This is a genomic window from Amycolatopsis sp. NPDC104587, from assembly GCF_055583645.1.
On the sequence record NZ_JBVJNO010000005.1, the window covers coordinates 59,482 to 81,721 of the forward strand.

Consider the following 22,240-nt stretch of genomic DNA (forward strand, 5'->3'; position numbering starts at 1 on the left):
AACGCGCGGCCGCCTCGCAGTCCGCGAAAAGCCATCAAACGGACCTTGTCCCGTTCACCTGGGCCGACGAGGGTCGGAAACCATGCCCGAACTGTCCCGCCGCCGCCTGCTCGGCGTGTCCGGAGCGGCCCTCGCCGGCTCGCTGCTGCCCCCGTCCCTGCACTCGGCGATGGCCGAGCCCATGCGCCGCGGCGGCCTCGACGCCGTCGAGCACGTCGTGGTGCTGATGCAGGAGAACCGCTCGTTCGACCACTACTTCGGCACGCTGCGCGGGATCCGCGGCTTCGGCGACGCGCACCCCCTGGAGCTGCCCTCCGGGCGCTCGGTGTTCGAGCAGCCGAACCCGGCGGGCGGCACGGTGCTGCCGTTCTCGCTGCGCGAGGAGGCCGAGCGCGAAGGCCGCGCCGCCGGCGACATCCAGTACCTCGGCGACCTCGACCACAGCTGGACCGGCACCGGCAAGGCCTGGGCCCGCGGCTGGAACGACGGCTGGATCGGCGTCAAGAGCCCGGCGACCATGACCTACTACGACCGCCGCGACATCGCGCTGCAGTACGAGCTCGCCGACACCTTCACCCTGTGCGACGCCTACCACTGCTCGATCTTCGGCTCCACCAACCCGAACCGGAACTTCCTCTGGACCGGCACGGTCGGCTACGAGCCGAACAGCACCGCGCGCGCCGTCACGAACGCCGCGTACTCCTACGACCACGCCGGTTACGACTGGACGACCTACCCGGAACGCCTCGAGAAAGCGGGCGTCTCGTGGCAGATCTACCAGGAGTGGGACAACTTCACCGACAACGCCGTCGAATACTTCCTGCCGTTCAAGAAGATCGGCACCAAGATCCTCGCTTCGGTGAGCGAGAAGTTCCGCACCACCGAAGAGTTCTACGACACGCTCTTCAAAAAGACCCCGGAGGAGCAGAAGAAGCTGCGGGCCGAGTTCGACGCGGGTGTCGCCGCGCTGACCCCGGCCGAGCGGCGGCTGTTCCAGCGCGCGATGTACCGCAGCGAGCCGGAAACGCTCGTCCCGCGCCTGCGCGCGGACATCCGGGCCCGCCGGCTCCCCCGGGTCAGCTGGCTGGTCCCCTCGGCGGTCGACTCCGAGCACCCCGGCGCGTCCACGCCGGTCGGCAGCGCCAACCTGATCCACGACGTGCTCGACGCGCTCGCTCAGGACCACGACACGTGGTCGAAGACGGTGCTGCTCGTCAACTTCGACGAGAACGACGGCTACTTCGACCACGTGCCACCGCCGGTCCCGCCCGCCGACGCCGCCGACGACCACTTCGCCGGGCAGCCGCTCGGGTTCGGGCCGCGGGTGCCGATGACGGTCGTCTCGCCGTGGACGATCGGCGGGTTCGCCGACTCGACCGTGTACGACCACACGTCGGTGCTGCGCCTGCTGGAGCGCTGGACCGGCGTCGCGGAGCCGAACATCAGCGCGTGGCGGCGGACCGCCGCGGGTGACCTCACGGGCGCGTTCGACTTCGGCCGCGCCGGCCGCCCGCCGCGGGTCGCCAAGCCGGGCCCGGTCCCGGCGCCGATCGCGCGCTGGCACCCCACCGCGCCGGCCCGGCCGGAGCCGCCGGCGGTCGAGCCGGGAACCCGGCCCGCCCGCGCACTGCCTTACCAAGCCTCGGTTTCCGGCACGCTCGACGCGTCCGGGAAGCTCGTGCTGAAGCTGGCCAACAGCGGCCGCGCGGCGGCGCACTTCGCGATCTACGCCTACGCGGGCGAGCTCGCGGAACCGGCCCACCACGACGTCCTCGGCACGCGGGACGTCGTGCTGCCCGTGCCCGGCGCGGCGCACCGCGTGGTCGTGCAGGGCCCGAACCGCGGCTGGTGGGAGTTCCGGGGCAGCGGCGCCGGTGTGCGTGTCGACGTGCGGACGCGGTTCGTGCGCGGCGGGCTGGAGCTCACGTGTGCCAACCCGGGCGCTTCGGCGGTCACGCTGCGGCTGACCTCACCGCGCCACGGCCGGACCACCCGGGTGGTCCGGGTGCCGGCCCGCCGCTCGGTGGCGGTGGCCTGGCCGGCTTCGCAGGGCTGGTACGACGTGCGGGTGACCGCCGACGGCGACGCCGGGTTCCTGCGCACGCTCACCGGCCGCATCGAAGACGGCCGGCCGGGCACCTGCGGTCAGTAGTCGCCGAGCAGGCAGAAGGGATGGCCGGCCGGGTCGGCGTAGACGCGCCAGCCCCGGCCGTCCGGGTCCGGGTCGAGCAACCGGCCGCCGTGCTGCAGCACCTGGTGGTGCGTCTCGCGCATGTCGTCCACCTCGAAGTCGAAGTGGAACTGCTGCGAGAACGCGGGATCGGGCCAGCGCGGCGGCTGGTGGCCCGGCGACCGCTGGAACCCCAGCACCATCCCGCCGACGTGGAGGGTCGAGAAGTCCTCGTCGACCCGCCACCGCGGATCGGGCCGGTCCACCTCACCACCGGCGATCGCCTGGTAGAAGTACGCGAGCACGAGCGGTTCCGGACAGTCCAGGACGATGCACTGCAGCGTCGCGGGCACGGGGAAACCTCCTGCCGTCGCCGGGACCCGGTTCGGGTCACCTCAGGCGCGAAGCTTACGAAACGCGATGATCTTGAAGTTCCCGGCCCGGGTGGTGATCACTTTCCCGGCGATCGTCCGGCTGGGGTCACCGCTCACCGCGGATGGTCCGGCGCAGCTTCGGGACGCGCTCGGCGAGCGGGCGCTCCGCCCCGCGCTGGGTCGGCTCGTAGTAGTCCTTGCCGACCAGCTCGTCCGGCGGGTACTGCTGCGCCAGCACGCCCTCCGGGACGTTGTGCGGATACCGGTAGCCCTGCGCGTTGCCGAGCTTCTTGGCGCCGGCGTAGTGGCCGTCACGCAGGTGCGGCGGGACGCTGCCCGCCAGCCCGGCGCGGACGTCGGCCAGCGCGGCGTCGATGCCGGTGACGACCGCGTTCGACTTCGGCGCCGTGGCCAGGTGGATCGTCGCCTGCGCGAGCGCCAGCCTGCCCTCGGGCATGCCGATGAGCTGGACGGCGTGCGAGGCCGCGACCGCCGCCTGCAGCGCCGTCGGGTCGGCCATCCCGATGTCCTCGCTCGCGTGCACGACCAGGCGTCGCGCGAGGAAGCGCGGGTCCTCCCCCGCCTCGATCATCCGGGCCAGGTAGTGCAGCGCGGCGTCCACATCGGACCCGCGGATCGACTTGATGAACGCGCTGATGACGTCGTAGTGCTGGTCGCCGTCGCGGTCGTAGCGCACCGCCGCCTTGTCCACAGTGGACTCGACGGTCGACAGGTCGATCGTCTTGGCTTCGGTGGCCGACGCCGCGTCGGCTGCCGCCTCCAAGGCCGTGAGCGCGCGGCGCGCGTCCCCGCCCGCGAGCCGGACGAGGTGGGCGCGCGCGTCCTCGGTCAGCGTCAGCTCGCCGCCGAGGCCGCGCTCGTCGGCCAGCGCGCGCTCGATCAGCTGCGTGATGTCCTCGTCGGTCAGCGGGCGCAGCTGCAGCACGAGCGAGCGGGACAGCAGTGGCGAGACGACCGAGAACGACGGGTTCTCGGTGGTCGCCGCGACCAGCAGCACCGTGCGGTCCTCGACCGCGCCGAGCAGCGCGTCCTGCTGGGTCTTGGAGAAGCGGTGCACCTCGTCGATGAACAGCACGGTGTTCTCGGTGTTGTACTGCCGCCGCCGCCGCGCCTCCTCGATGACGCCGCGCACCTCCTTGACCCCCGCAGACAGGGCCGACATCGCGACGAACCGGCGTCCCGTCGCGATCGAGACGAGGTTGGCCAGCGTCGTCTTGCCCGTGCCGGGCGGGCCGTAGAGCAGCACCGACGCCGGCGCGGCGCCCTCGACCAGCCGCCGCAGCGGGGCGCCTTCGCGCAGCAGGTGCTGCTGGCCGACGACCTCGTCGAGCGAGCGCGGCCGCATCCGCACGGCCAGCGGGGAGCTCGCCGGGTCCGCCTGCCGCTCGTCGGCGCTCGACGTCGTCCGCTCGGGCGGGGGCGCGATGTCGGCGTTCACGGTGAAGAGCTCGTCCTGTGCCACACGGATGACGTTAACCGAAGCCACCGACAGAACCCTTGCCCCGGTCCGCGCGACCGCGCTACCGTCGCGGTGACCGGTTGACCGAAAGTGCGATTCCGGTCAACAAGTCAAACGTTCAAGGAACCAGCAGGTGGAGACGCATGAGCCATCCCAACCGCGAGCGCGCCGACCGCATCCTGGACGCGGCGGGCGAGCTGCTGCTGCGCATGGGCTACCGGAAGGTGGCGGTCGACGACATCGCGCGCGCGGTCGGCATCGGCAAGGGCACCGTCTACCTGCACTGGCGCAACAAGGAGCTGCTGTTCCAGGCGCTGATGATGCGGGAGTCGGCCGACCTGACCGACGAGATCCTGGCCCGGATCAAGGCCGACCCGGCGATGATCCTCCCGCACCGGATGATCTCGGCGTCGTTCCTCGTCACCCACCGGCGGCCGCTGGTGATGGCGATGCTGCGCGGCAACGCCGACATGTTCGGCTCACTCGGCGACCTCGCCCTGCGCAAGCAGCAGGACCAGCTGCGCGCGCAGTTCGAGGAGGCGATGCTCCGGCACGGCCTGATCCGGTCGGACGTGCCGAACCTGACCTACGCGCTCACCACGTCGACCCTCGGCTTCTACCTGGGCGACACGCTTTCCGACGAGTTCGAGGGCATTCCGCTGGAGGAGAAAGCGGAAGTCCTCGCGCACCTGGTCCGCACCGCGTTCGAGCCGGCCGGGGAGCCCGATCCCGACGCGGTCGCGAACGTGGCGGCGGAGCTGAGCTCGGCGCTCGAGGAGCTCGTCTCGGGCTACCGGCAAGGGATCTACGCGCACGATCCCGCCAAGGCGCCCGGCTGATCCCGGGCCACACAGGGGAAAGAAGGGGCGGACATGACCACCACCCAAGCGGACACCTGGGGACTCCACGAATCCCAGTTCTGGCTGCGGGGGAAGCAGCCCGAGGCACGCGTGCACCACGCCGCCGACCTCGGGTTCTGGAACGTCTACGGGCACCCGGAGGCCGAAGAGGTCCTCCGCGACCCGGCGACGTACTCCTCGGACACCACGCGGCTGGTGCCGAAGGAGATGATGGCCGGCGTCGACCCCGACGTCGACTTCGAGGAGATGCAGGCGGGCAACCTGCTGCAGCTGGACCCGCCGCTGCACAACAAGATGCGCAAGCTCGTCAGCCGCGCGTTCACGCCGAAGGTCGTCGCCGACCTGGAGCCGCGCATCGCGGCGGTGACGAACGAGATGCTCGACGCGGCGGGTCCGGCCGGCCGGCTCGAGCTCGTCGAGCACCTCGCCTACCCGTTGCCGGTGATCGTCATCGCGGAGCTGCTGGGGGTCCCCGCGAGCGACCGGCACCTGTTCAAGGGCTGGGTGGACAAGCTGTTCGACTCTTCGGAGCAGTTCTCGCTGAAGGAGCAGACCGAGGGGCGGCAGGAAGCGGTCAAGAAGTCGCTGGAGGGGCAGAAGGCGCTCGTCGAGTACCTCGGCGTGCACGTCGACGAACGGCGGAAGCAGCCCCGGGAGGACCTGCTGACGAAGCTCGTCGAAGCCGAGGTCGACGGCGAGAAGCTGACGCGCAACGAGGTCGTCAACTTCGCCAACGTCCTGCTGCTGGCCGGGCACATCACCACGACCATGCTGCTCGGCAACGCCGTGCTGTGCCTCGACACGCACCCCGAGTGGGACGAGCGGGTGCGCGCCGACCGGTCGCTCGTGCCGCCGATGATCGAGGAGTCGCTGCGGTACCTGTCGCCGTTCGCGGCGGTGGCCCGGGCGACGACACGGGAGGTGGAGCTGGGCGGGACGACGGTGCCCGCCGACCAGATGCTGATGGTCTGGGTGGCCGCCGCCAACCGCGACGACCGGGTGTTCGCCGACCCGGACACCTTCACCCCGCTGCGCGACCCCAACCCGCACCTGGCGTTCGGGCGCGGCATCCACTTCTGCATCGGGGCGCCGCTCGCGCGGCTGGAGGGGCGGGTGGCGCTGAACGTCCTGTTCGACCGCTACCCCACGCTGCGGACGATCCCGGGTGAGCCGCCGAAGTTCCAGGTCAACCCGAACATGACCGGCGTGCGGGAGCTGCCGCTCACCACGGCGTGAACCGGTTGCGCCCTGGGCGAAACCCCTCGCCCGGGGCGCGAGCCGTGCCGCAGAGTGGGCCGATGCGCATCGCGGTGCTCTCGGACGTCCACGGCGTGCTCCCGGCTCTCGAGGCGGTGCTGGCCGAGCCGGACGTCGTCGCGGCCGACCGGATCGTGCTGCTCGGGGACATGCTCGCCGGGCCGATGCCGGTGGAAACCCTGGAGCGGCTGGTTTCGCTGGGCTCGCGGGCGGTCTGGGTGCGGGGCAACGCGGACCGCGAGCTGGCGGCGTCCGCGCGCGGCGCCGGGATGTTCGTCCCGGACCCGATCTTCCCGTGGGCGGCGAAGCAGCTGCGTCCGGCCGACCTGCCCGTCCTGGACGCACTCCCGGTGACGGTGACGGTGGACGACGTGTTGTTCTGCCACGCGACCCCGCGCGACGACACCGAGATCGTGCTCGTCGACAGCCCGCTGGCGCGCTGGGCGGAGGTGCTCGAGGGTGTCGAGGCGTCGACGATCGTGTGCGGGCACACGCACATGCCGTTCGTCCGGCTGGCGGACCGGAAGCTGGTCGTGAACCCCGGAAGCGTCGGAATGCCTTACGGCGCTTCGGGCGCGCACTGGGCCCTGCTCGGCGACGGCGTCGAGCTGCGTCGCACGGAGTACGACGTCGAAGCGGCGTGCCGGTTCCTCGCCGCCGAATGCGCTTACCCGGACATCGAGGAGTGGGCGGACTTCTTCGTCCGCAACCCCGCTTCGGATGCGGAGGCGCTTCGCGTGTTCAGCGGGAGCGAACCGAATTCCACATGATGACGGCGGCGTAAGGGAGGAATTCGCGGCCGCGGCGGCAGAGCCACGGGATTCCCTTGACCACCAGCCAGCCCAGGTGCCCCGCCGCGCTCGGCTCGAGCCCGCCGCCGCAGGTGAGGCTGACCGGCTCCGCCACGTCGAACCCGGCTTCGGCGAGCAGGCCGGTGAAGCCGTCCGCGAGCATGCGGTGGCCGAGCTCGGAGGGGTGCAGCCGGTCGACGCTCCACGACGTCAGGTCGTAGGCGCCGGGAAGCCGGTCGAGGTCGAGGCAGGGCACGCCTTCGCGGGCGACGACCTCGCCGATCGCCGCGTTCAGCTCGGCGACGCGGGCACTGAGCGCGCGCTTGAGCGACGGCGGGAGCCGGAACACCTTGCTGTGGTCGTGGAACCGCACCGGCACGACGGTGGTGCCGGTCGCGCGCAGCCGGTGGATGACCTCGGTGAGGTCTTCGGCGATGCGCGCGGCGTCGAAGTCCGGGCGCAGGGTGTCGTTCATGCCGGCGACGAGCAGGGCGACGTCGGCCCGGTGCGCGACGGCGGCGGGCACCTGCTCGGTGAGCACGCACCGCATCCGCGCCCCGGTGAAGGACGGGTTCAGGTAGCCGTCGGCGTCGACCCCGAGCGCGGCGGCGACGAGCGGGCCGACCCCACGCCAGCCACCCCGCCGCGGCAGGGGATCCCCCAGGCCGACGGCGGTGGAGTCGCCGAGCACCACCAGGCGCCGCGCTCGCTTGAGCGACGGGACCGCCGTGAGCGCGGGGCGGGAGGGTTCGGGTGCGGGAGTGACTTCGAGGCTGATCACGGTCACGCTCAAGACCATCGGCCACGGAAGCTCACCTGCGGTGAGGAGGAGGTAACGCGCCCACGACACCGGGCCTAATTTTTGACGCTCACCTCACGGAGGTCCGAAAAGTCCTGTTCGGGTGGGTGAGGAGGGGCGCCGGGATGCCGCGCGGGAGCTCGGTCGGGCGGGCTCAGCCAGGCGGGCGGGCTCAGCCGGGCCAGCTCAGCCAGCCCAGCTCAGCCGGGCCAGCTCAGCCAGGCCAGCTCAACCGGGGCCGGCTCAGCCGCCGTGGCGGGCCCCACCCACCGAAAGCCGCTTTGGTGCGCGGTTCGGCGAGACTCAGCCACCGCAACGCCGCTTCGGGTGCGTGCGAGCGCACCCAGGCTCGGTGAGACCCGGCCACCGCACCAGACCTCGGCCGGGCTCAGCGGAAAGCCGGATAAAACGCCAGGTCGGCATGCGGACCCAGCCGCGCCGCCAGGCCAGCCGCCACCTTGGCCGCGAACTCCGACACCGCCGTCATCCGGACGTACCCCGCGTGCTTGGCCAGGTCGCGCCACCACGTCACCAGGGCCGACTCGCGGCTCACCGGGGCCGCGTGGTGGGACAGGTCCAGCGCGCCGAGCTCCTCGCCCGTGATCAGCCAGACCCGCAGCAGCTCGCTGGTCGTCAGGTGACCGGCGAGGACGTCGTCGTCGGCGAAACCGGGCCAGACACCGACCACCTCCGCGCGCCACGCCGCGACCATCGCCTCGCTCATGCCCGCCGGCAGGGCCAGCGCGTCCGGCCAGGCCGCGAACGGCAGCCGCAGGTGGGCCGCGTCGACCAGGGCCGAGCGAACACAGCCGTATTCGAAGTCGAGGAACCGGACGCCCTCGCCCGTGACGAGGTTGTTGTCCGGGCTCAGCTCGACCGGGCTGAACGCGCGGAAGCCCGCCGAGCGGGACTGCTCCAGGGCCTCCGCCACCTGCTCGCGGACCGCGTCCGGCACCGGGATGCCGAGGCGCTCCTGGATGAGCGCCGGCACGCGGGCGAAGAGCTCGTCGTCGCGGCTGGGGGAATCGTTCTTCGCCGGGCCGCCCAGGCGCCGCAGCAGCGCGTTGAAGTCCGCTTCGCGGCCCGCCGTGCTGGCGTGCAGGCGGCCCAGCGACCGGGCCCACGACAGCAGCGCGCGCTCGGCCGCGCGGGACTCGCGCGCGTAGAGCTTGTCCTCCAGCGTCGCCGTGCGGCCGAGGTCCTCCAGCACGAGCACGCGGTCGCGGCCGTCGTGGGCCAGCAGCTCCGGGCACATCCGCTCGTCCGGCGAGAGTGCCGTGAACAGCTGGTAGCTGACCGCCTCCTGGGCGAACGGGTCGGCGGCGCCCGGCTCCGGCGTCTCCGGGTAGTGCTTGATCACCAGCGTCCGCGGCAGCGCGAACGACGACGACACCACTCTCGCGCGGACGACCGTGGCCGGTCCGCTTCCCGCGAGGTCCTCGGGGGCGACCAGCGTGATCGCACTGCCGAACCGGCGCGAGAGGACTGACTCGCCCGCCGCGACCGCCGCGGCGACGGCGAGCTGCTCGGCTCCTGCCCCGACCCCAGCGTCGCCGGTGGAGGAGGTGTCGACTGTCATTGTCACCGACCCTACTCGTGACTGAGCAACCATGACTACTGACATCCGGTCAAGAAGAATCGTCCGGATGGGTTTCATCCCCGTGAAAGCGGACGTGTTCCCACCGGTGAACGTTGCCCATTCCGGCGCACGATCAACACAATGGCCGCTGCTGCAACGATTCCGAGAAGGTTCACGAGCAGCTGCCCGACCGACTGGAGACACCGGCTCCACTCCCCCGCGACCGCCGCGACCACCGCGTAACCAGCGGCCGGCACCGTGGTGACGGAGATGAAGACGCCCACCAGCGCGGCCGACTTGGCCGAGGTCATGGCCAGCATCCCGGCGGCGCCGGCGAGCATCGCGACCACCAGCGAAGGCACCCCGACGGAGAAGACGAAGTCGACCTCGTTGTGCTGCTGCAGCTCGAACGCCTTTTCCCCGAAGACGTCGGTCGCGCGGACCAGCAGCGCGCCGCCCAGGGTGACGACCATGGCCAGCGGGAACCCGACGCCCAGTGCCGCGCCGGCCAGCCGGGCGAGGTCCCAGCGGCGCAGGACCAGGCCGACCGCCAGCGCGGCCAGCGGCCCGAACTCGGGGCCGACGACCATCGCGCCGACGATCGTCACGGGCGAGTCGGTGAGCACCCCGACCGCGGCGAGCAGGCAGGCGATGGTGAGGAACGCCAGGAACGTCACGTTGAGCCGGGACTCCTCGCCCGAGCGGGCGACCAGCTCCTCCCAGACGACGGCGTCCGCGCCTTCGCCGGGCGCGGCCTCTTCCGCCTTGTCGGCGGCGTCCGAGAGGGCCGTGTCGAGTGCTTCGAGCGTGATGCCGCCGGTGTGGTCGAGCTCCAGCACGCACAGCGCTTCGATGATCTCGTCCGCCGCCTCGCGCGCGATGTCGGCCTCGACCAGGTCGCCTTCGGGCGCCACGGCGACCCCGCGGTGCACCACGAGGTGTGCCGTCCCGGCGTGGGCCCGCAGGATCTCGAGCGCCTGGGCGGTCTTCTCCTGCGGGCACACGGCCCTGAGGTGCAGCACTAGTTCGAGGCGGGAGGCGCCGGCTTGGCGTCGATGCCGGCCTCCTTGCGCTGCTGCGCCGTGATCGGCGCCGGCGCCGCCGTCAGCGGGTCGTACCCGCCGCCGGTCTTCGGGAACGCGATGACGTCACGCAGCGAGTCGGCCTTCGCCAGCAGCATGACGATGCGGTCCCAGCCGAACGCGATGCCGCCGTGCGGCGGCGGGCCGAACTGGAACGCGTCGAGCAGGAAGCCGAACTTCTCCTGCGCTTCCTCTTCGCCGAGGCCCATCAGCGCGAAGACGCGCTTCTGCACGTCACCGCGGTGGATACGGATCGAGCCGCCGCCGATTTCGTTGCCGTTGCAGACGATGTCGTAGGCGTAGGCGAGCGCGTTGCCCGGGTCCTGCTCGAACTTGTCGATCCACTCCGGGGTGGGCGAGGTGAACGCGTGGTGCACCGCGGTCCACTTGCCGGAGCCGACCGCGACGTCGTCGCCGATGTCCTCGACCGGCGCGAACAGCGGCGCGTCGACGACCCAGACGAACGACCAGGCGTCTTCGTCGATGAGGCCGAGGCGCTTGCCGATCTCGTCACGCGCCGCGCCGAGCAGCGGCTGCGTGCTCGACGCCTTGCCGGCCGAGAAGAAGATGCAGTCGCCCGGCTTGGCGCCCGCCGCGGCGGCGACGTTCTCGCGCTCGGTCTCGGACAGGTTCTTCGCGACCGGGCCGCCGAGCGTGCCGTCCTCGTTCACGAGGACGTACGCGAGGCCGCGCGCGCCGCGCTGCTTCGCCCACTCCTGCCACGCGTCGAGCTGGCGGCGCGGCTGGTCGGCGCCGCCGGCCATCACGACCGAGCCGACGTAGGGCGCCTGGAACACGCGGAACGGCGTGTCGGCGAAGAACTCCGTCATGTCGGTGATCTCGAGGTCGAAGCGCAGGTCCGGCTTGTCCGAGCCGTACTTGGCCATCGCCTCGTGGTAGGTGATGCGCGGGATCGGGCGCGGGATCTCGTGCCCAACCAGCTTCCACAGCGCCGAGACGATCTGCTCGCCGATGGCGATGACGTCGTCCTGCTCGACGAAGCTCATCTCGATGTCGAGCTGGGTGAACTCCGGCTGGCGGTCGGCGCGGAAGTCTTCGTCCCGGTAGCAGCGCGCGATCTGGTAGTACCGCTCCATGCCGCCGACCATGAGCAGCTGCTTGAACAGCTGCGGCGACTGCGGCAGGGCGTACCAGGAGCCGGGCTTGAGCCGGGCCGGGACCAGGAAGTCGCGGGCGCCTTCCGGGGTGGAGCGGGTCATCGTCGGCGTCTCGATCTCGACGAAGTCCTGGTTGTGCAGCACCTCGCGCGCGGCGCGGCTGACCTCGCTGCGCAGCCGCATGGCCGCGGCCGGGCCACTGCGGCGCAGGTCGAGGTAGCGGTGCTTGAGGCGGATCTCCTCGCCGACGTCGACCCGGTCGTCGATCGGGAACGGCAGCGGCGCGGCCTCGGACAGGACCTCGAGCCCGGTCGCGAGGACCTCGATCTCGCCGGTGGGGATCTCGGCGTTCGCGTTGCCCTCGGGGCGCTTCGCGACCTCGCCGACGATCTTGACGCAGAACTCGGACCGCAGCGCGTGGGCACGCTCGGCCATCTCGCCCTCGCGGAAGACGACCTGGGCGACGCCGCTGGCATCGCGGAGGTCGATGAAGATGACGCCGCCGTGATCGCGCCGCCGGGCCACCCATCCGGTGAGGGTGACGGTCTGTCCGGCCTGTCCGGCACGCAGGGTGCCGGCTTGGTGAGTGCGGAGCACTGCGACTGCTCTCCTTCGACGTGGGGGTTCTCGCCGCTGAAAGGCTAACGAAGCGCCCAGCGTACGACGTCGGCAGGCTCGCCCGCGCGGCAGTTACGGACCGGGGTGCCGCCGGTCAGAGCACGAAGCGCGGCCGGGCCTCCAGCGCGGCGACCAGCCGGTGGGCCTGGGCCAGGTAGGCCGCGACCGGGTAGATGCGCCCGCCGGGGTGCGCGACCAGCCAGGTCGCTGCAGCGGACGCCGCCGCGAAGAACGGCTGGCCCGCGCAGGCCACGGCGTCGGCGCTCTCCAGCCCGAAGCCGAGGTCGACGGCCGCGACCACGGCGGTCGGCGGGTCGGCCTGGAGGATCGTGTGGTCGTTGAGGTCGATGCGGATGCGGGTGCCGGTGACCGGGCACACCGCGGCGGCGTGCACGCGCTCGCCGGTGGCGATGGCCAGCAGGAACATGTCGACCGAGCCGTCGGGGCCGGCGCCGAGGGTGCCTTCGGCCGGCTGGAGGCGGTGGTGGGCGCCGCGGGGCGCCGGGCCGGTGCTCACGAGGTCGCGGTGCAGGGTGAAGCCGATCAGCTCGACCAGGCGGCGGGCCTCGACGGTCGCGACGCCGACGGTCGCGGCCAGCCGGTCGACACTCACCGGGTGCCGCCCGGCCCGGGTCAGCTTCAGCGCGGCCCAGGCGAGCCGGGCGGCCGCGACACGGTCGGTCTGCGAGGTCGTCAACGTCCGGCTCCCTTCAGGATCGATCCCTTCGACGTTAGGCGTCGGCGGTGTGGGACGACAACGACACGATCGGACATTTTCCCGCAACCCCCCGACTGCGCGGCGCAAGGAGGCCGCGACTACGGCGAACGGCGCAGCCCGGGAGGCGCGGGGTGACGGCTTCACCCACACGGCCGGGCGGCGGGTGATCACTGACTCCGGGGTTGTTTTGTCCACAATGGACCGACCGGCCGCGGTGGCGTGACAGGCGAAGACCGAACGTCTCGACTTCGGCGTGCCACCTCACAGCAAACGCAGCTGCTCCACCACCGGCGCCGCCACGCGCGCCTCGGGCACCGGCTCCGGACTGCGTGTCTCGTACCCCGTCTTGGGCGCCAACCCGTGCCGCCGCACCAGCGGCGCCACCCGCTCGCCCAGGCGCTCGCGGTACGCCTTCTGCACGTAGCTCCCCCGCGCGTACAGCTCCCGGTACCGCGGCACCAGGCCCGGGTACGAACCCGCCAGCCACCGCCCGAACCACTCGCGCGCGCCCGGCCGGAGGTGCAGCGGGATCACCGTCACGCTCGACGCCCCGACCTCCGCCAGCTGGGCGAACAGCGCGTCGAGGGCCTCCGCGGAGTCCGTCAGCCACGGCAGCACCGGCGCCACCAGCACCGAACACGGCAGACCCGCGTCACGGGCCTTGCGAATCAGCTCCAAACGGGCCCGCGGGCTCGGGGTGCCCGGTTCCAGCCGGTGCTGCAGCTCGCCGTCGAGCAGCGCCAGGGAGACCGCGAGCGAAACCGGGACGTCCCGGGAGACGTCCTGCAGCAACGGGAGGTCGCGGGCCAGGACCGTGCCCTTCGTCAGCACCGACAACGGTGTTCCGGAGCGGGCCAGCGCCGTGATGATCCCCGGCATCAGCCGGTAGCGGCCCTCCGCGCGCTGGTACGGGTCGGTGTTCGTCCCCATCGCCACGTGTTCGCGCTGCCACGACGGGCGCTTCAGCTGCGCCGTCAGCACCTCCGGCGCGTTGACCTTCACCACCACCTGGGTGTCGAAGTCGTGGCCCGCGTCGAAGTCCAGGTAGGTGTGCGTGTTCCGGGCGAAACAGTTGTGGGACACCATGCCGTCGGCCACGAAGTCACCCGTGCCCGTGGTGATGTCGAACAGGGGCAGCTGCAGCCCCAGCGGCTCGATCGCCTCGACACGGCGGCGGCTCGCGCCGATCACCGCGCCGTCCAAGGACCGCTTCCACGTCACCGCCGGGTTGCTCACGTGGAAGAACCGGAGGACCTCGGCGGCGCCGCCGAGCAGCCGGACCTCCTGGCGCGTCGGGAACTTCGGCACTTCGTCGAGCTGGTGGGCGAAGCCGAACCGGGTGAGCGCCGCCGCCACCGCGTCCGCGATGTCGGGTTCGTCGTGCGCGATCGCGAGGATCCCCCGCCCGTACCCGCCCGCCAGGTCGAAGACACCCGCGAGGAACCCGCGCTGCCAGTGGGCGTCCGGGTCGGCGGGCACCTTCAGGAACCCGACGGACGCGCCGAAGTCGGGCAGGTACTCGAGCGCCCGCGCGGCCGCGTCCGCCTCCGCCGCGAACCCACCGGAGCGCAGCATCCCGCAGAGGTACCCCGCGCGGTACCCGAGCGTCTCGTCCGGGGTCGGCTCGAAGCGGCCGACGCCGATCAGCTCGCTGCCGGGGGTCAGGCGCGGCCGCTGCGCCGCGCCGAACTTGCTGCCGGTGACGTGTTTCCAGCCCTTCGAGGTGAGGAACCGGTGGTCGCCGCCGGCGACGAGGCGGGTGCCGTCGTCGAGGGTGACGCGGTAGGCCGCGCGCAAGGTCGTCCAGTGCGCTTCGACCCGGGTCGGCACCAGCCGCCGGGTGGCGCCGTGGCCGCGGGTGCCGTAGATCTCGTCGCCGACCTTCAGGTCGGACAAGGCTTTGGTGCGCCCGTCGGCCATCAGGATCCGGGTGCCGCCTTCGAGGCAGTAGGTGCAGGCGTGCGAGCACCCGCGGTAGGGGTTCACCGTCCAGCCGAACGGCACCCCCGACCCGGCGGGCACCTTGTTCAGCACCGAGCGGGCGTGCACCTCGTGAAAGGTGACGCCGTCGAACTCCGGTGACCGCACGGACCGCACCAGGCCTTCCAGCCCGGGCAGTGCCGGCTCACCCTCCCCCGCTCGCTGCCGATCCCATCGCACGAGGTCAGTCGAACATATGTTCTAGTCGGGTGTCAAACCGGTTCGCCCCAAGCGAATCGGGTGGTGCTGATGGGACTCGTGGGACGATCAGGACGAGAAACGGTCCAGCGCCCGGATCTTGTTCGTCGCGTCGAGCGCGGCCACCTTGTACGCCTCCGACAGCGTCGGGTAGTTGAACACCGCGTCGACGAGGTAGTCGACCGTGCCGCCGCAGCCCATCACCGCCTGTCCGATGTGGACCAGGTCCGTCGCGCCCGTGCCGAACACGTGGACGCCCAGCAGCTTGCGGTCCGTCGTGGACACCAGCAGCTTCAGCATTCCGTAGCTGTCGCCGGTGATCTGGCCGCGCGCCAGCTCGCGGTACCGCGCGATGCCGACCTCGTACGGCACCGACGACGACGTCAGCTGGGCCTCCGTGGAACCCACGTACGAGATCTCCGGGATCGTGTAGATCCCGATCGGCTGCAGCGCGCCCAGGCCGTTCGCCGGTTCGCCGAACGCGTGGTACGCCGCCAGCCTGCCCTGGTCCATCGACGTCGCCGCCAGCGCCGGGAAGCCGATCACGTCGCCGACCGCGTAGATGTGCGGCACCTCGGTGCGGTAGTGCTCGTCGACCACGAGCCGGCCGCGCTCGTCGGCCGTCAGGCCCGCCGCCTCGAGCGTCAGGTCGCCGGTCATGCCCTGGCGGCCCGCCGAGTACATGACGCCGTCGGCCGGGATGCGCTTGCCGCTGACCAGGGTCGTGATCGTCGCGTCGTCGGACACCGCGACGTCGGCGACCTTCTCGCCGAAGCGGAACGTCACGCCGAGGTCGCGCAGCTGGAACTTGAGCGACTCGACGATCTCGGGGTCGCAGAAGTCGAGCATCTGGTCGCGCTGCTCGACCACGGTGACCCGCGAGCCGAGCGCGGCGAACATCGACGCGTACTCGATGCCGATCACACCCGCGCCGACCACCACGAGCGACGACGGGATCTGCTCGAGCCGGAGGATCTCGTCGGAGTCGAGCACGCGGGCGGCGTCGAAGTCGACGTGCCCGGGGCGCGCCGGCCGGGTGCCGGTGGCGATGACGACGAAGTCCGCGGTGAGCGTCCGGCGGTCGCCGGGGTGCTTCCCGTCGACGAGGACGGTGTGCGGGTCGGCGAACGAGCCGGTGCCGGCGACGAGGTCGACGTGGTTGCGCATCAGCTGCGCGCGCACCACCTGGACCTCGCGCCCGACCACGTGCTGGGTGCGCGCCAGCAGGTCGGCGATCGTGATGTCCTGCTTGACGCGGTAGCTCGCGCCGTACAGCTCCCGCTGGTTCATCCCGGTCAGGTAGAGCACGGCTTCGCGCAGCGTCTTCGACGGGATCGTGCCGGTGTTGACGCACACCCCGCCGACCATGTCGTGCTTGTCGACGACCGCCACCCGTTTGCCGAGCTTCGCCGCGGCGATGGCGGCCTTCTGCCCACCCGGGCCCGAACCGATGACGATGAGGTCGTACTCGTGCTCGCTCACGTGTCGAGCCTGCGCACCCGGACGGCCCGGCGCAACCCCCTGCCGGTGAAGATCCGCGCGCGGGGAAGTCTCGGCGCTAGCCTGCCGGGGTGCTGCGCATCACGCTGCTGGGCGAGCAGGTGATCACCGACGACGAGACCGGCGCCGTGCTGACGCGGTCGCCGCGGTCGGTCGCGCTCGTGGCCCACCTGGTCGTGCACGCCGGGCGGGCGGTGCCGCGGCGGCGGATCGCGGGGGTGTTCTGGCCGGACTCGACCGACGCGCAGGCCCTGACCAACCTCCGCCGCGAGCTGCACCAGCTGCGCCGCGTGCTCGGCGACCCGCCGTCGCTGGCCGTCAGCGGGCAGGACCTGTGCTGGCGGGACACGCCGTCGAGCCGGGTGGACGTGCGGGAGTTCGACGTCGCCCGCCGGGCCGCGCTGGCCGCCGCGGATCCCGGCGCGGTGCTCGCCCAGGCGGCCGCCGCGCTCGCGGCCTACCGCGGTGAGCTGCTGCCCGGCCTGGCCGACGACTGGGTGCTGGCCGCGCGCGCCGAGCTGGAGCGCCAGTGCGTCGAGCTGTGCGACCTGGTCTGCCGGACGCCGTCGGGCGACCCCGCCGCCGCGCTCGCCGCGGCGCGGCGCCGGATCTCGCTGCGGCCGCTGGAAGAGACCGGCTACCGGACGCTGATGGCGCTGCAGGCCGAGGCCGGCGACCGGGCAGGCGCGGTGAGCACGTACCACCGCTGCGCGTCGGTCCTGGAGCGCGAGCTCGGGGTCGTCCCGGCCGAGGCGACGCGGGCGGCGCTGCGGCGGCTGCTCGCCCGGGCGGAGGCCGAACCCCGGCGGGCCGCCGCGCCCGGGCTCGTCGGCCGGGCGGCGGAGCTGGCGCGGCTCGGCGAAGCGTGGCGGACGGCCGCGGCCGGGCACGCGGGGATCGTCCTGGTCCGCGGGGACGCCGGGGTCGGCAAGACCCGGCTGGTGGCCGAGCTGGCCGCGCTCGCGCGGGCCGAAGGCGCGGTCGTGGCGACCGGCCAGTGCTTCGGGACGCCGGGACGGCTCGCGCTGGCGCCGGTCGCGGACTGGCTGCGGACACCCGACCTGCGGCGCGCGACGGCGTCGCTCGACCCGGTGTGGCGCGCCGAGGTCGACCGGCTGGTGCCGGCCGCGCGGACGGCACCCGGCGAGCGTCCGGCGGCCGAGGCGTGGCAGCGCCTGCGGTTCTTCGAAGGCCTGGCCCGGGCGCTCACCAGCGGCACCCGGCCGGTGCTGCTCGTGCTCGACAACGTCCAGTGGTGCGACCACGAGACGGGCGCGTTCCTCGCCTTCTGCCTCGGCCTGCGGCCGGCCGCGCCGCTGCTGGTCGCCGGGACCCTGCGCGACGGCGACCTCGACCCCGAGCTCACCGCGTGGGTCACGCGGCTGCGCGAAGACGGCACGCTCACCGAGCTGCCGTTGCGCCCGTTCGACGCCGGCGGCACGGCGGGGCTGGCCGAAGCGGTCGCCGGGCGGGCGCTGTCCGGGCCGGACCGGGCGCTGCTGCACGCGGCCACCGGCGGGTACCCGCTCTACGTCGTGGAAGCCTTGCGCACCAACGAGTCCGTGCCCTCCGGTGGTCTCGACGCGGTGCTGCGCGCCCGGCTCGAGCAGCCGGGTCCGGCAGCCCGCGAGGTCGCCGGGCTCGCCGCCGCCGTCGGCCGCGACTTCACCCTCGAGCTGCTCACCGAGGCCGGCGACCTCGACGCGGACACCGTGGTCGACGCGGTCGACGAGCTGTGGCGGCGCCGGCTCGTCCACGAGTTCCGCGGCGGGTACGCCTTCACCCACGACCTCCTGCGCGAGGCGGCCTACCAGCAGGTCAGCCCGCCGCGGCGGTGGCTGCTGCACCGGCGGCTCGCCCAGGCCATGGAGCTGCTGAACGCCGGCGACACCGACGCCGTCGCGGCGCAGCTGGCCGAGCAGCACGCGCGCGGCGGCCACCCCGACCGCGCGGTCGCCCACTACCGGCGGGCCGCGGCCGTCGCGGCGCGCACCTTCGCCCACGCCGAGGCGATCCGCTTGCTGAAGGCGGCACTGGCGCTCGTCCGCGCACGGCCGGCGAGCGCGAGCCGTGACCACGCGGAGCAGGCCGTGCTCGACGCGCTCGCCGGGCCGCTCAACGCCCGGTTCGGCTACTCCTCGCCGGAGCTGCAGCAGACCGTGGAGCGCTCGCTCGAGCTGGCGGAGTCGTCCGGGGATCCCGCGGCGACGCTGACCGCCCTGCTGGCGCTGTTCTCGTCCCGGTTCGTCCAGGGCCGGACCGCGCAGGCGCACGAGGTCGGGGAACGCGCCCTCACGCTCGCCGGACCGGGGATCGGCGCGGAGCAGATCGGCTCGGCGCACTTCGCCGTCGCGGGCTCGTCGGTCAGCCTCGGCCACCCGGCCGAGGGAGTGCGCCACTTCGAGCTGGCCGCGGAACGCATCCGCGGCGCCGTGTCGTGGCCCATCGGCACCCGCCCGGACGTCCACAGCCCGGCCTGGGCGGCGCACGCCCACTGGCTGCTGGGCGACGACGACGCGGCACTGGCGAGCGCGGCCGAGGCCCTCGCGCGAGCCCGGGCGGTCGACGACCCGTACAGCCTGGCCATCGCGCTGGCCTACGCCGGCGTGACGCACCAGATGCGCCGCGACCGGCCGGCGCTCTGGACCGCCGTCACCGAGCTGCACGCGTTGTGCGACCGGTACGGCTTCGCGTACTACCGCGAGTGGGCGCTGGTGCTGGGCGGCTGGTCGCGGGGTGGCGCGGCGGGCCTGGGCGCGGCCCAGGACGGCGTCGCGCACCTCAAGGCCGAAGGGTCGTTCGCCCGGATGCCGTACTGGCTTTCGCTGCTCGCCGAGCTGTCCGCGCCCGAGGCCGCCCGAGCGACGCTGGACGCCGCGCTCGCCGCCGGCCGGGCCCGCGACGACCTGTGGTGGCTGCCGGAGGTGCTGCGGCTGCGGGCGGCGCACGACGCCGACCCGGCGCCCCGGCTGCGGGAGGCCGCGGACCTGGCGCGGGCGCAGGGCAGCGTCGCCCTGTTGCGGCGCTGCGAGGAGGACCTCGGCGTCGGGGAACGACCCGAACGCTGAGCGAACGCCGCGTTCCTAGGTTCTCCCGGGTACACGAAATCCGAGAGGGACCTCATGACCACCACCGCTCTGCCGCACGAAGAACTGGCCGCCGTCCTGCGCGGCGACCTCGTCACCCCGGACGACCCCGGCTACGACGAAGCCCGGGCCGTCTACAACGCCATGATCGACAAGCGCCCGGCCGTGATCGCCTACTGCCGCGACACCGCCGACGTCGTCGCCTGCGTCCGGTACGGGCGCGCGCAGGGCCTCGACCTCGCCGTGCGCGGCGGCGGCCACAACGCCGGCGGCCTGGGGGTCGCCGACGGCGCGCTGGTCATCGACCTGTCGCGGCTGCGCAGCACCACCGTCGACCCGGTCAACCACACCGTGCGCGCCGACGCCGGCTGCACCTGGGGCGACGTCGACCACGCGACGGTCGCCTTCGGCATGGCGACACCGTCGGGCATCGTCGGGTCCACCGGCGTCGCCGGGCTGACGCTCGGCGGCGGCATCGGCTACCTGGCGCGCCGGTTCGGCCTCACCGTCGACAACCTGCTCGGCGCGGACGTCGTGCTCGCGGACGGCTCGTTCGTGCACGCGGACGAGACGTCGCACCCCGACGTGTTCTGGGCCCTGCGCGGCGGGGGCGGCAACTTCGGCGTCGTCACGTCGTTCACCTTCCGCTGCCACGACATCGGCGAGCGGGGCACGGTCATCGGCGGCCCGGTGCTCTACGACCTGGACGACACCCCCGAGGTGCTGCACTGGTACCGCGAGCTGCTGCCGTCGCTGCCGGAGGAGCTCAGCGGCTGGTTCGGGCTGATCACCGTGCCGCCCGCGCCGCCGTTCCCCGAAGCGCTGTGGGGCCGCAAGGCGTGCGGGATCGTCTGGTGCTACACGGGCGCGCACGACAAAGCGGACGAAATCCTCGCGCCGGTGCGCGACTTCGGCTCGCCGCTCGTGGTGGGCCTGCACGCCATGCCGTACACGGCGCTGCAGAGCGCGTTCGACGGGCTGTACCCCGCCGGGCTGCAGTGGTACTGGCGCGCGGACGTCTTCCACGAGATCTCCGACGACGCGATCGCCGTCCACCTCAAGCACGGCGAGCAGCTGCCGACGATGCACTCGTCGATGCACCTGTACCCGATCGACGGCGCCGCGAGCCGGGTCGCCCCGGACGCGACGGCGTTCCCGCACCGCTCCGGCGGCTGGTCGGGCGTCATCGTCGGGGTCGACCCCGACCCGGCGAACGCGGGCCTGGTTTCCCAGTGGACGCGCGACTACTGGGAGGACCTGCACCCGACCTCGGCGGGCGGCGCCTACGTCAACTTCATGATGGAGGAGGGCCAGGACCGGGTGCGGGCGTCCTACGGCGGCAACTACGCGCGGCTGGCGGAGGTGAAACGGCGGTACGACCCGGAGAACGTCTTCCACGTGAACCAGAACATCCGCCCCGCGTGAGCTCCCGGGGCCGACGGCCGGTGGGGGGCCGTCGGCCCCGGCCGGGGTAGGTTCGGTCGCGGAGGTGATCAGCTTGCCCGCGACCCGGTGGGACGTCCTGCTCGCGATCGGCTCCGGCGGCGCGCTCGGCAGCCTCGCGCGCTACGGGCTGTCGGTGGCGATCCCGCACGCGCGCGGGGAGTTCGCGGCCGCGACGCTGCTCACCAACGTCCTGGGCTGCCTGCTGATCGGTGTCCTGATGGCGCTGCTGACCACCACCGCGCGGCCGCACCACCTGCTGCGGCCGTTCCTCGGCGTCGGCATCCTCGGCGGCTTCACGACGTTCTCCACGTTCGTGACCGACACCCTCGACGCGGCCACGACGGGGCGGATACTGGGTTCGCTGCTGTACGTGGCGGCGTCGCTGGCCCTGTGCCTGGCCGCGGTCACGGCCGGCCTGACCGCGACCCGCGCGATCCGGAGGGGACGCTGATGGAGGGACCCGCCACCCGCCTGACGATCTACATCGGCGAAGACGACCACTGGCACCACAAGCCGCTCTACCACGAGATCGTCCGCCGGGCGCGCGACGCCGGCCTGGCCGGGGCGTCGGTGCTGCGCGGAGTCGAGGGCTACGGCGCGTCGTCGCTGATCCACACGACACGGATCCTGTCGCAGCTGGACGAGCTGATCGGCGAGGGGCTGGTGACGCTCGACCAGGTCGAGGTGGTCCGCTACGTGGGGCGGACGGAGTGACCCTGGTCCTGGTGGCTCTAGGCGGCGCTTTGGGGTCGGTGCTGCGGTATCTCACGGATCGCCGGGTGCAGGCGTGGCGCGATTCGCCGTTCCCGTTCGGGACGCTGACGGTGAACGTCGTGGGCTCGTTCGTCCTGGGGTTCCTGAGCGGGTGGCTGCTGCACGGGGCCGAGCCGTCGTCGGTGCGCGCGCTGGTGGCGGTGGGTTTCTGCGGCGGCCTGACGACGTTCTCGACGTTCGGCTACGAGACCGTGCGGCTGTTCCTGGAGAAGACACGGCTGTACGCGGTGGTGAACGTCGTGGTGACGGTGGTGGCAGGCCTGGCCTCCGGAGCACTGGGCCTCCTGCTCGCGACCGTAGCTTTCACGTGAAAGCTCCGGTCGCGAAGCGGGGGCAACGGGGGGCCACGCCCCCCCCCCGCCCGCACGAATCCCCCCCGATCAGGAGCAACACGACGACCGGCGTCCTCC

At 72.8% G+C, this 22,240-nt stretch carries 18 protein-coding genes; 9 read left to right on the plus strand and 9 right to left on the minus strand.

The window, feature by feature from the left end; genetic code table 11:
* Positions 1-82: 82 nt before the first annotated feature.
* A complete protein-coding gene (locus tag ACZ61C_RS15760) occupies positions 83-2,152 on the plus strand; it encodes a phosphocholine-specific phospholipase C (RefSeq protein ID WP_465307174.1) in 2,070 nt (689 codons plus the stop codon).
* On the opposite strand, the gene ACZ61C_RS15765 is transcribed toward ACZ61C_RS15760, so the two are convergent.
* Both ACZ61C_RS15765 and ACZ61C_RS15770 read right to left on the minus strand, forming a co-directional pair.
* A complete protein-coding gene (locus ACZ61C_RS15765) occupies positions 2,146-2,523 on the minus strand; it encodes a VOC family protein (protein WP_465307176.1) in 378 nt (125 codons plus the stop codon). The genes ACZ61C_RS15760 and ACZ61C_RS15765 overlap by 7 nt on opposite strands.
* 127 nt (positions 2,524-2,650) lie before the next feature.
* Positions 2,651-4,027: a replication-associated recombination protein A gene (locus tag ACZ61C_RS15770; protein ID WP_465307178.1), complete on the minus strand. Its 1,377-nt coding sequence runs from the start codon at positions 4,025-4,027 to the stop codon at positions 2,651-2,653.
* Positions 4,028-4,167: 140 nt separating this feature from the next.
* Between ACZ61C_RS15770 and ACZ61C_RS15775 the strand changes: the two genes are divergently transcribed.
* The 3 genes from ACZ61C_RS15775 to ACZ61C_RS15785 all read left to right on the plus strand — a co-directional run bounded on the left by ACZ61C_RS15775 (position 4,168) and on the right by ACZ61C_RS15785 (position 6,911).
* Positions 4,168-4,863, plus strand: coding sequence for a TetR/AcrR family transcriptional regulator (locus tag ACZ61C_RS15775; RefSeq protein ID WP_465307180.1), 696 nt, complete (start codon positions 4,168-4,170; stop codon positions 4,861-4,863).
* A gap of 33 nt (positions 4,864-4,896) precedes the next feature.
* Positions 4,897-6,120 (plus strand): cytochrome P450, encoded by a 1,224-nt coding sequence (locus ACZ61C_RS15780; protein WP_465307182.1) that lies wholly within the window; start codon positions 4,897-4,899, stop codon positions 6,118-6,120.
* Between the two features lie 62 nt (positions 6,121-6,182).
* Positions 6,183-6,911, plus strand: a complete 729-nt coding sequence (locus ACZ61C_RS15785; protein ID WP_465307184.1) for a metallophosphoesterase family protein — start codon at positions 6,183-6,185, stop codon at positions 6,909-6,911.
* Here the strand turns inward: ACZ61C_RS15785 and ACZ61C_RS15790 are convergent.
* From ACZ61C_RS15790 to sthA, 7 genes are all read right to left on the minus strand, one after another.
* A complete protein-coding gene (locus ACZ61C_RS15790; protein ID WP_465307186.1) occupies positions 6,883-7,731 on the minus strand; it encodes an SGNH/GDSL hydrolase family protein in 849 nt (282 codons plus the stop codon). The two genes, ACZ61C_RS15785 and ACZ61C_RS15790, sit on opposite strands and share 29 nt — an antisense overlap.
* Before the next feature lie 388 nt (positions 7,732-8,119).
* On the minus strand, positions 8,120-9,310 hold the full coding sequence (locus ACZ61C_RS15795; RefSeq protein WP_465307188.1) for a phosphotransferase: 1,191 nt from the start codon (positions 9,308-9,310) through the stop codon (positions 8,120-8,122).
* Between the two features lie 74 nt (positions 9,311-9,384).
* The gene (locus ACZ61C_RS15800; RefSeq protein ID WP_465307190.1) at positions 9,385-10,332 is read right to left on the minus strand and encodes a DUF389 domain-containing protein; all 948 of its coding nucleotides are present in this window, start codon (positions 10,330-10,332) and stop codon (positions 9,385-9,387) included.
* On the minus strand, positions 10,332-12,107 hold the full coding sequence (aspS, locus tag ACZ61C_RS15805; RefSeq protein ID WP_465307192.1) for an aspartate--tRNA ligase: 1,776 nt from the start codon (positions 12,105-12,107) through the stop codon (positions 10,332-10,334). Before aspS ends, ACZ61C_RS15800 begins: the two co-directional genes overlap by 1 nt.
* Before the next feature lie 115 nt (positions 12,108-12,222).
* Positions 12,223-12,825 carry an organomercurial lyase gene (gene merB, locus ACZ61C_RS15810; RefSeq protein ID WP_465307194.1) on the minus strand — a complete coding sequence of 201 codons (603 nt, stop codon included), beginning with the start codon at positions 12,823-12,825 and terminating at the stop codon, positions 12,223-12,225.
* Between the two features lie 282 nt (positions 12,826-13,107).
* On the minus strand, positions 13,108-15,006 hold the full coding sequence (locus ACZ61C_RS15815; protein ID WP_465307196.1) for an intein-containing Rv2578c family radical SAM protein: 1,899 nt from the start codon (positions 15,004-15,006) through the stop codon (positions 13,108-13,110).
* Between the two features lie 87 nt (positions 15,007-15,093).
* Positions 15,094-16,506 (minus strand): Si-specific NAD(P)(+) transhydrogenase, encoded by a 1,413-nt coding sequence (sthA, locus tag ACZ61C_RS15820; RefSeq protein ID WP_465307198.1) that lies wholly within the window; start codon positions 16,504-16,506, stop codon positions 15,094-15,096.
* Positions 16,507-16,595: 89 nt separating this feature from the next.
* Between sthA and ACZ61C_RS15825 the strand changes: the two genes are divergently transcribed.
* From ACZ61C_RS15825 to crcB, 5 genes are all read left to right on the plus strand, one after another.
* On the plus strand, positions 16,596-19,592 hold the full coding sequence (locus tag ACZ61C_RS15825) for an ATP-binding protein (protein WP_465307200.1): 2,997 nt from the start codon (positions 16,596-16,598) through the stop codon (positions 19,590-19,592).
* Between the two features lie 54 nt (positions 19,593-19,646).
* Positions 19,647-21,035, plus strand: a complete 1,389-nt coding sequence (locus tag ACZ61C_RS15830; RefSeq protein ID WP_465307202.1) for an FAD-binding oxidoreductase — start codon at positions 19,647-19,649, stop codon at positions 21,033-21,035.
* Positions 21,036-21,099: 64 nt separating this feature from the next.
* Entirely contained in the window at positions 21,100-21,507 is a 408-nt protein-coding gene (locus tag ACZ61C_RS15835; protein ID WP_465307204.1) for a fluoride efflux transporter FluC, read from the plus strand.
* Positions 21,507-21,770 carry a DUF190 domain-containing protein gene (locus ACZ61C_RS15840; protein ID WP_465307206.1) on the plus strand — a complete coding sequence of 88 codons (264 nt, stop codon included), beginning with the start codon at positions 21,507-21,509 and terminating at the stop codon, positions 21,768-21,770. The genes ACZ61C_RS15835 and ACZ61C_RS15840 overlap by 1 nt, the downstream gene beginning before the upstream one ends.
* Positions 21,767-22,141: a fluoride efflux transporter CrcB gene (gene crcB / locus ACZ61C_RS15845; RefSeq protein WP_465307208.1), complete on the plus strand. Its 375-nt coding sequence runs from the start codon at positions 21,767-21,769 to the stop codon at positions 22,139-22,141. The genes ACZ61C_RS15840 and crcB overlap by 4 nt, the downstream gene beginning before the upstream one ends.
* The last annotated feature ends 99 nt before the right edge of the window (positions 22,142-22,240 follow it).

Coding starts and splice junctions, on each gene's coding strand:
- ACZ61C_RS15760 (WP_465307174.1), top strand. CDS start 83: ATGCCCGAACTGTCCCGCCGCCGCCTGCTCGGCGTGTCCGGAGCGGCC.
- ACZ61C_RS15775 (WP_465307180.1), top strand. CDS start 4,168: ATGAGCCATCCCAACCGCGAGCGCGCCGACCGCATCCTGGACGCGGCG.
- ACZ61C_RS15780 (WP_465307182.1), top strand. CDS start 4,897: ATGACCACCACCCAAGCGGACACCTGGGGACTCCACGAATCCCAGTTC.
- ACZ61C_RS15785 (WP_465307184.1), top strand. CDS start 6,183: ATGCGCATCGCGGTGCTCTCGGACGTCCACGGCGTGCTCCCGGCTCTC.
- ACZ61C_RS15790 (WP_465307186.1), bottom strand. CDS start 7,731: ATGGTCTTGAGCGTGACCGTGATCAGCCTCGAAGTCACTCCCGCACCC.
- ACZ61C_RS15795 (WP_465307188.1), bottom strand. CDS start 9,310: ATGACAGTCGACACCTCCTCCACCGGCGACGCTGGGGTCGGGGCAGGA.
- ACZ61C_RS15830 (WP_465307202.1), top strand. CDS start 19,647: ATGACCACCACCGCTCTGCCGCACGAAGAACTGGCCGCCGTCCTGCGC.
- ACZ61C_RS15840 (WP_465307206.1), top strand. CDS start 21,507: ATGGAGGGACCCGCCACCCGCCTGACGATCTACATCGGCGAAGACGAC.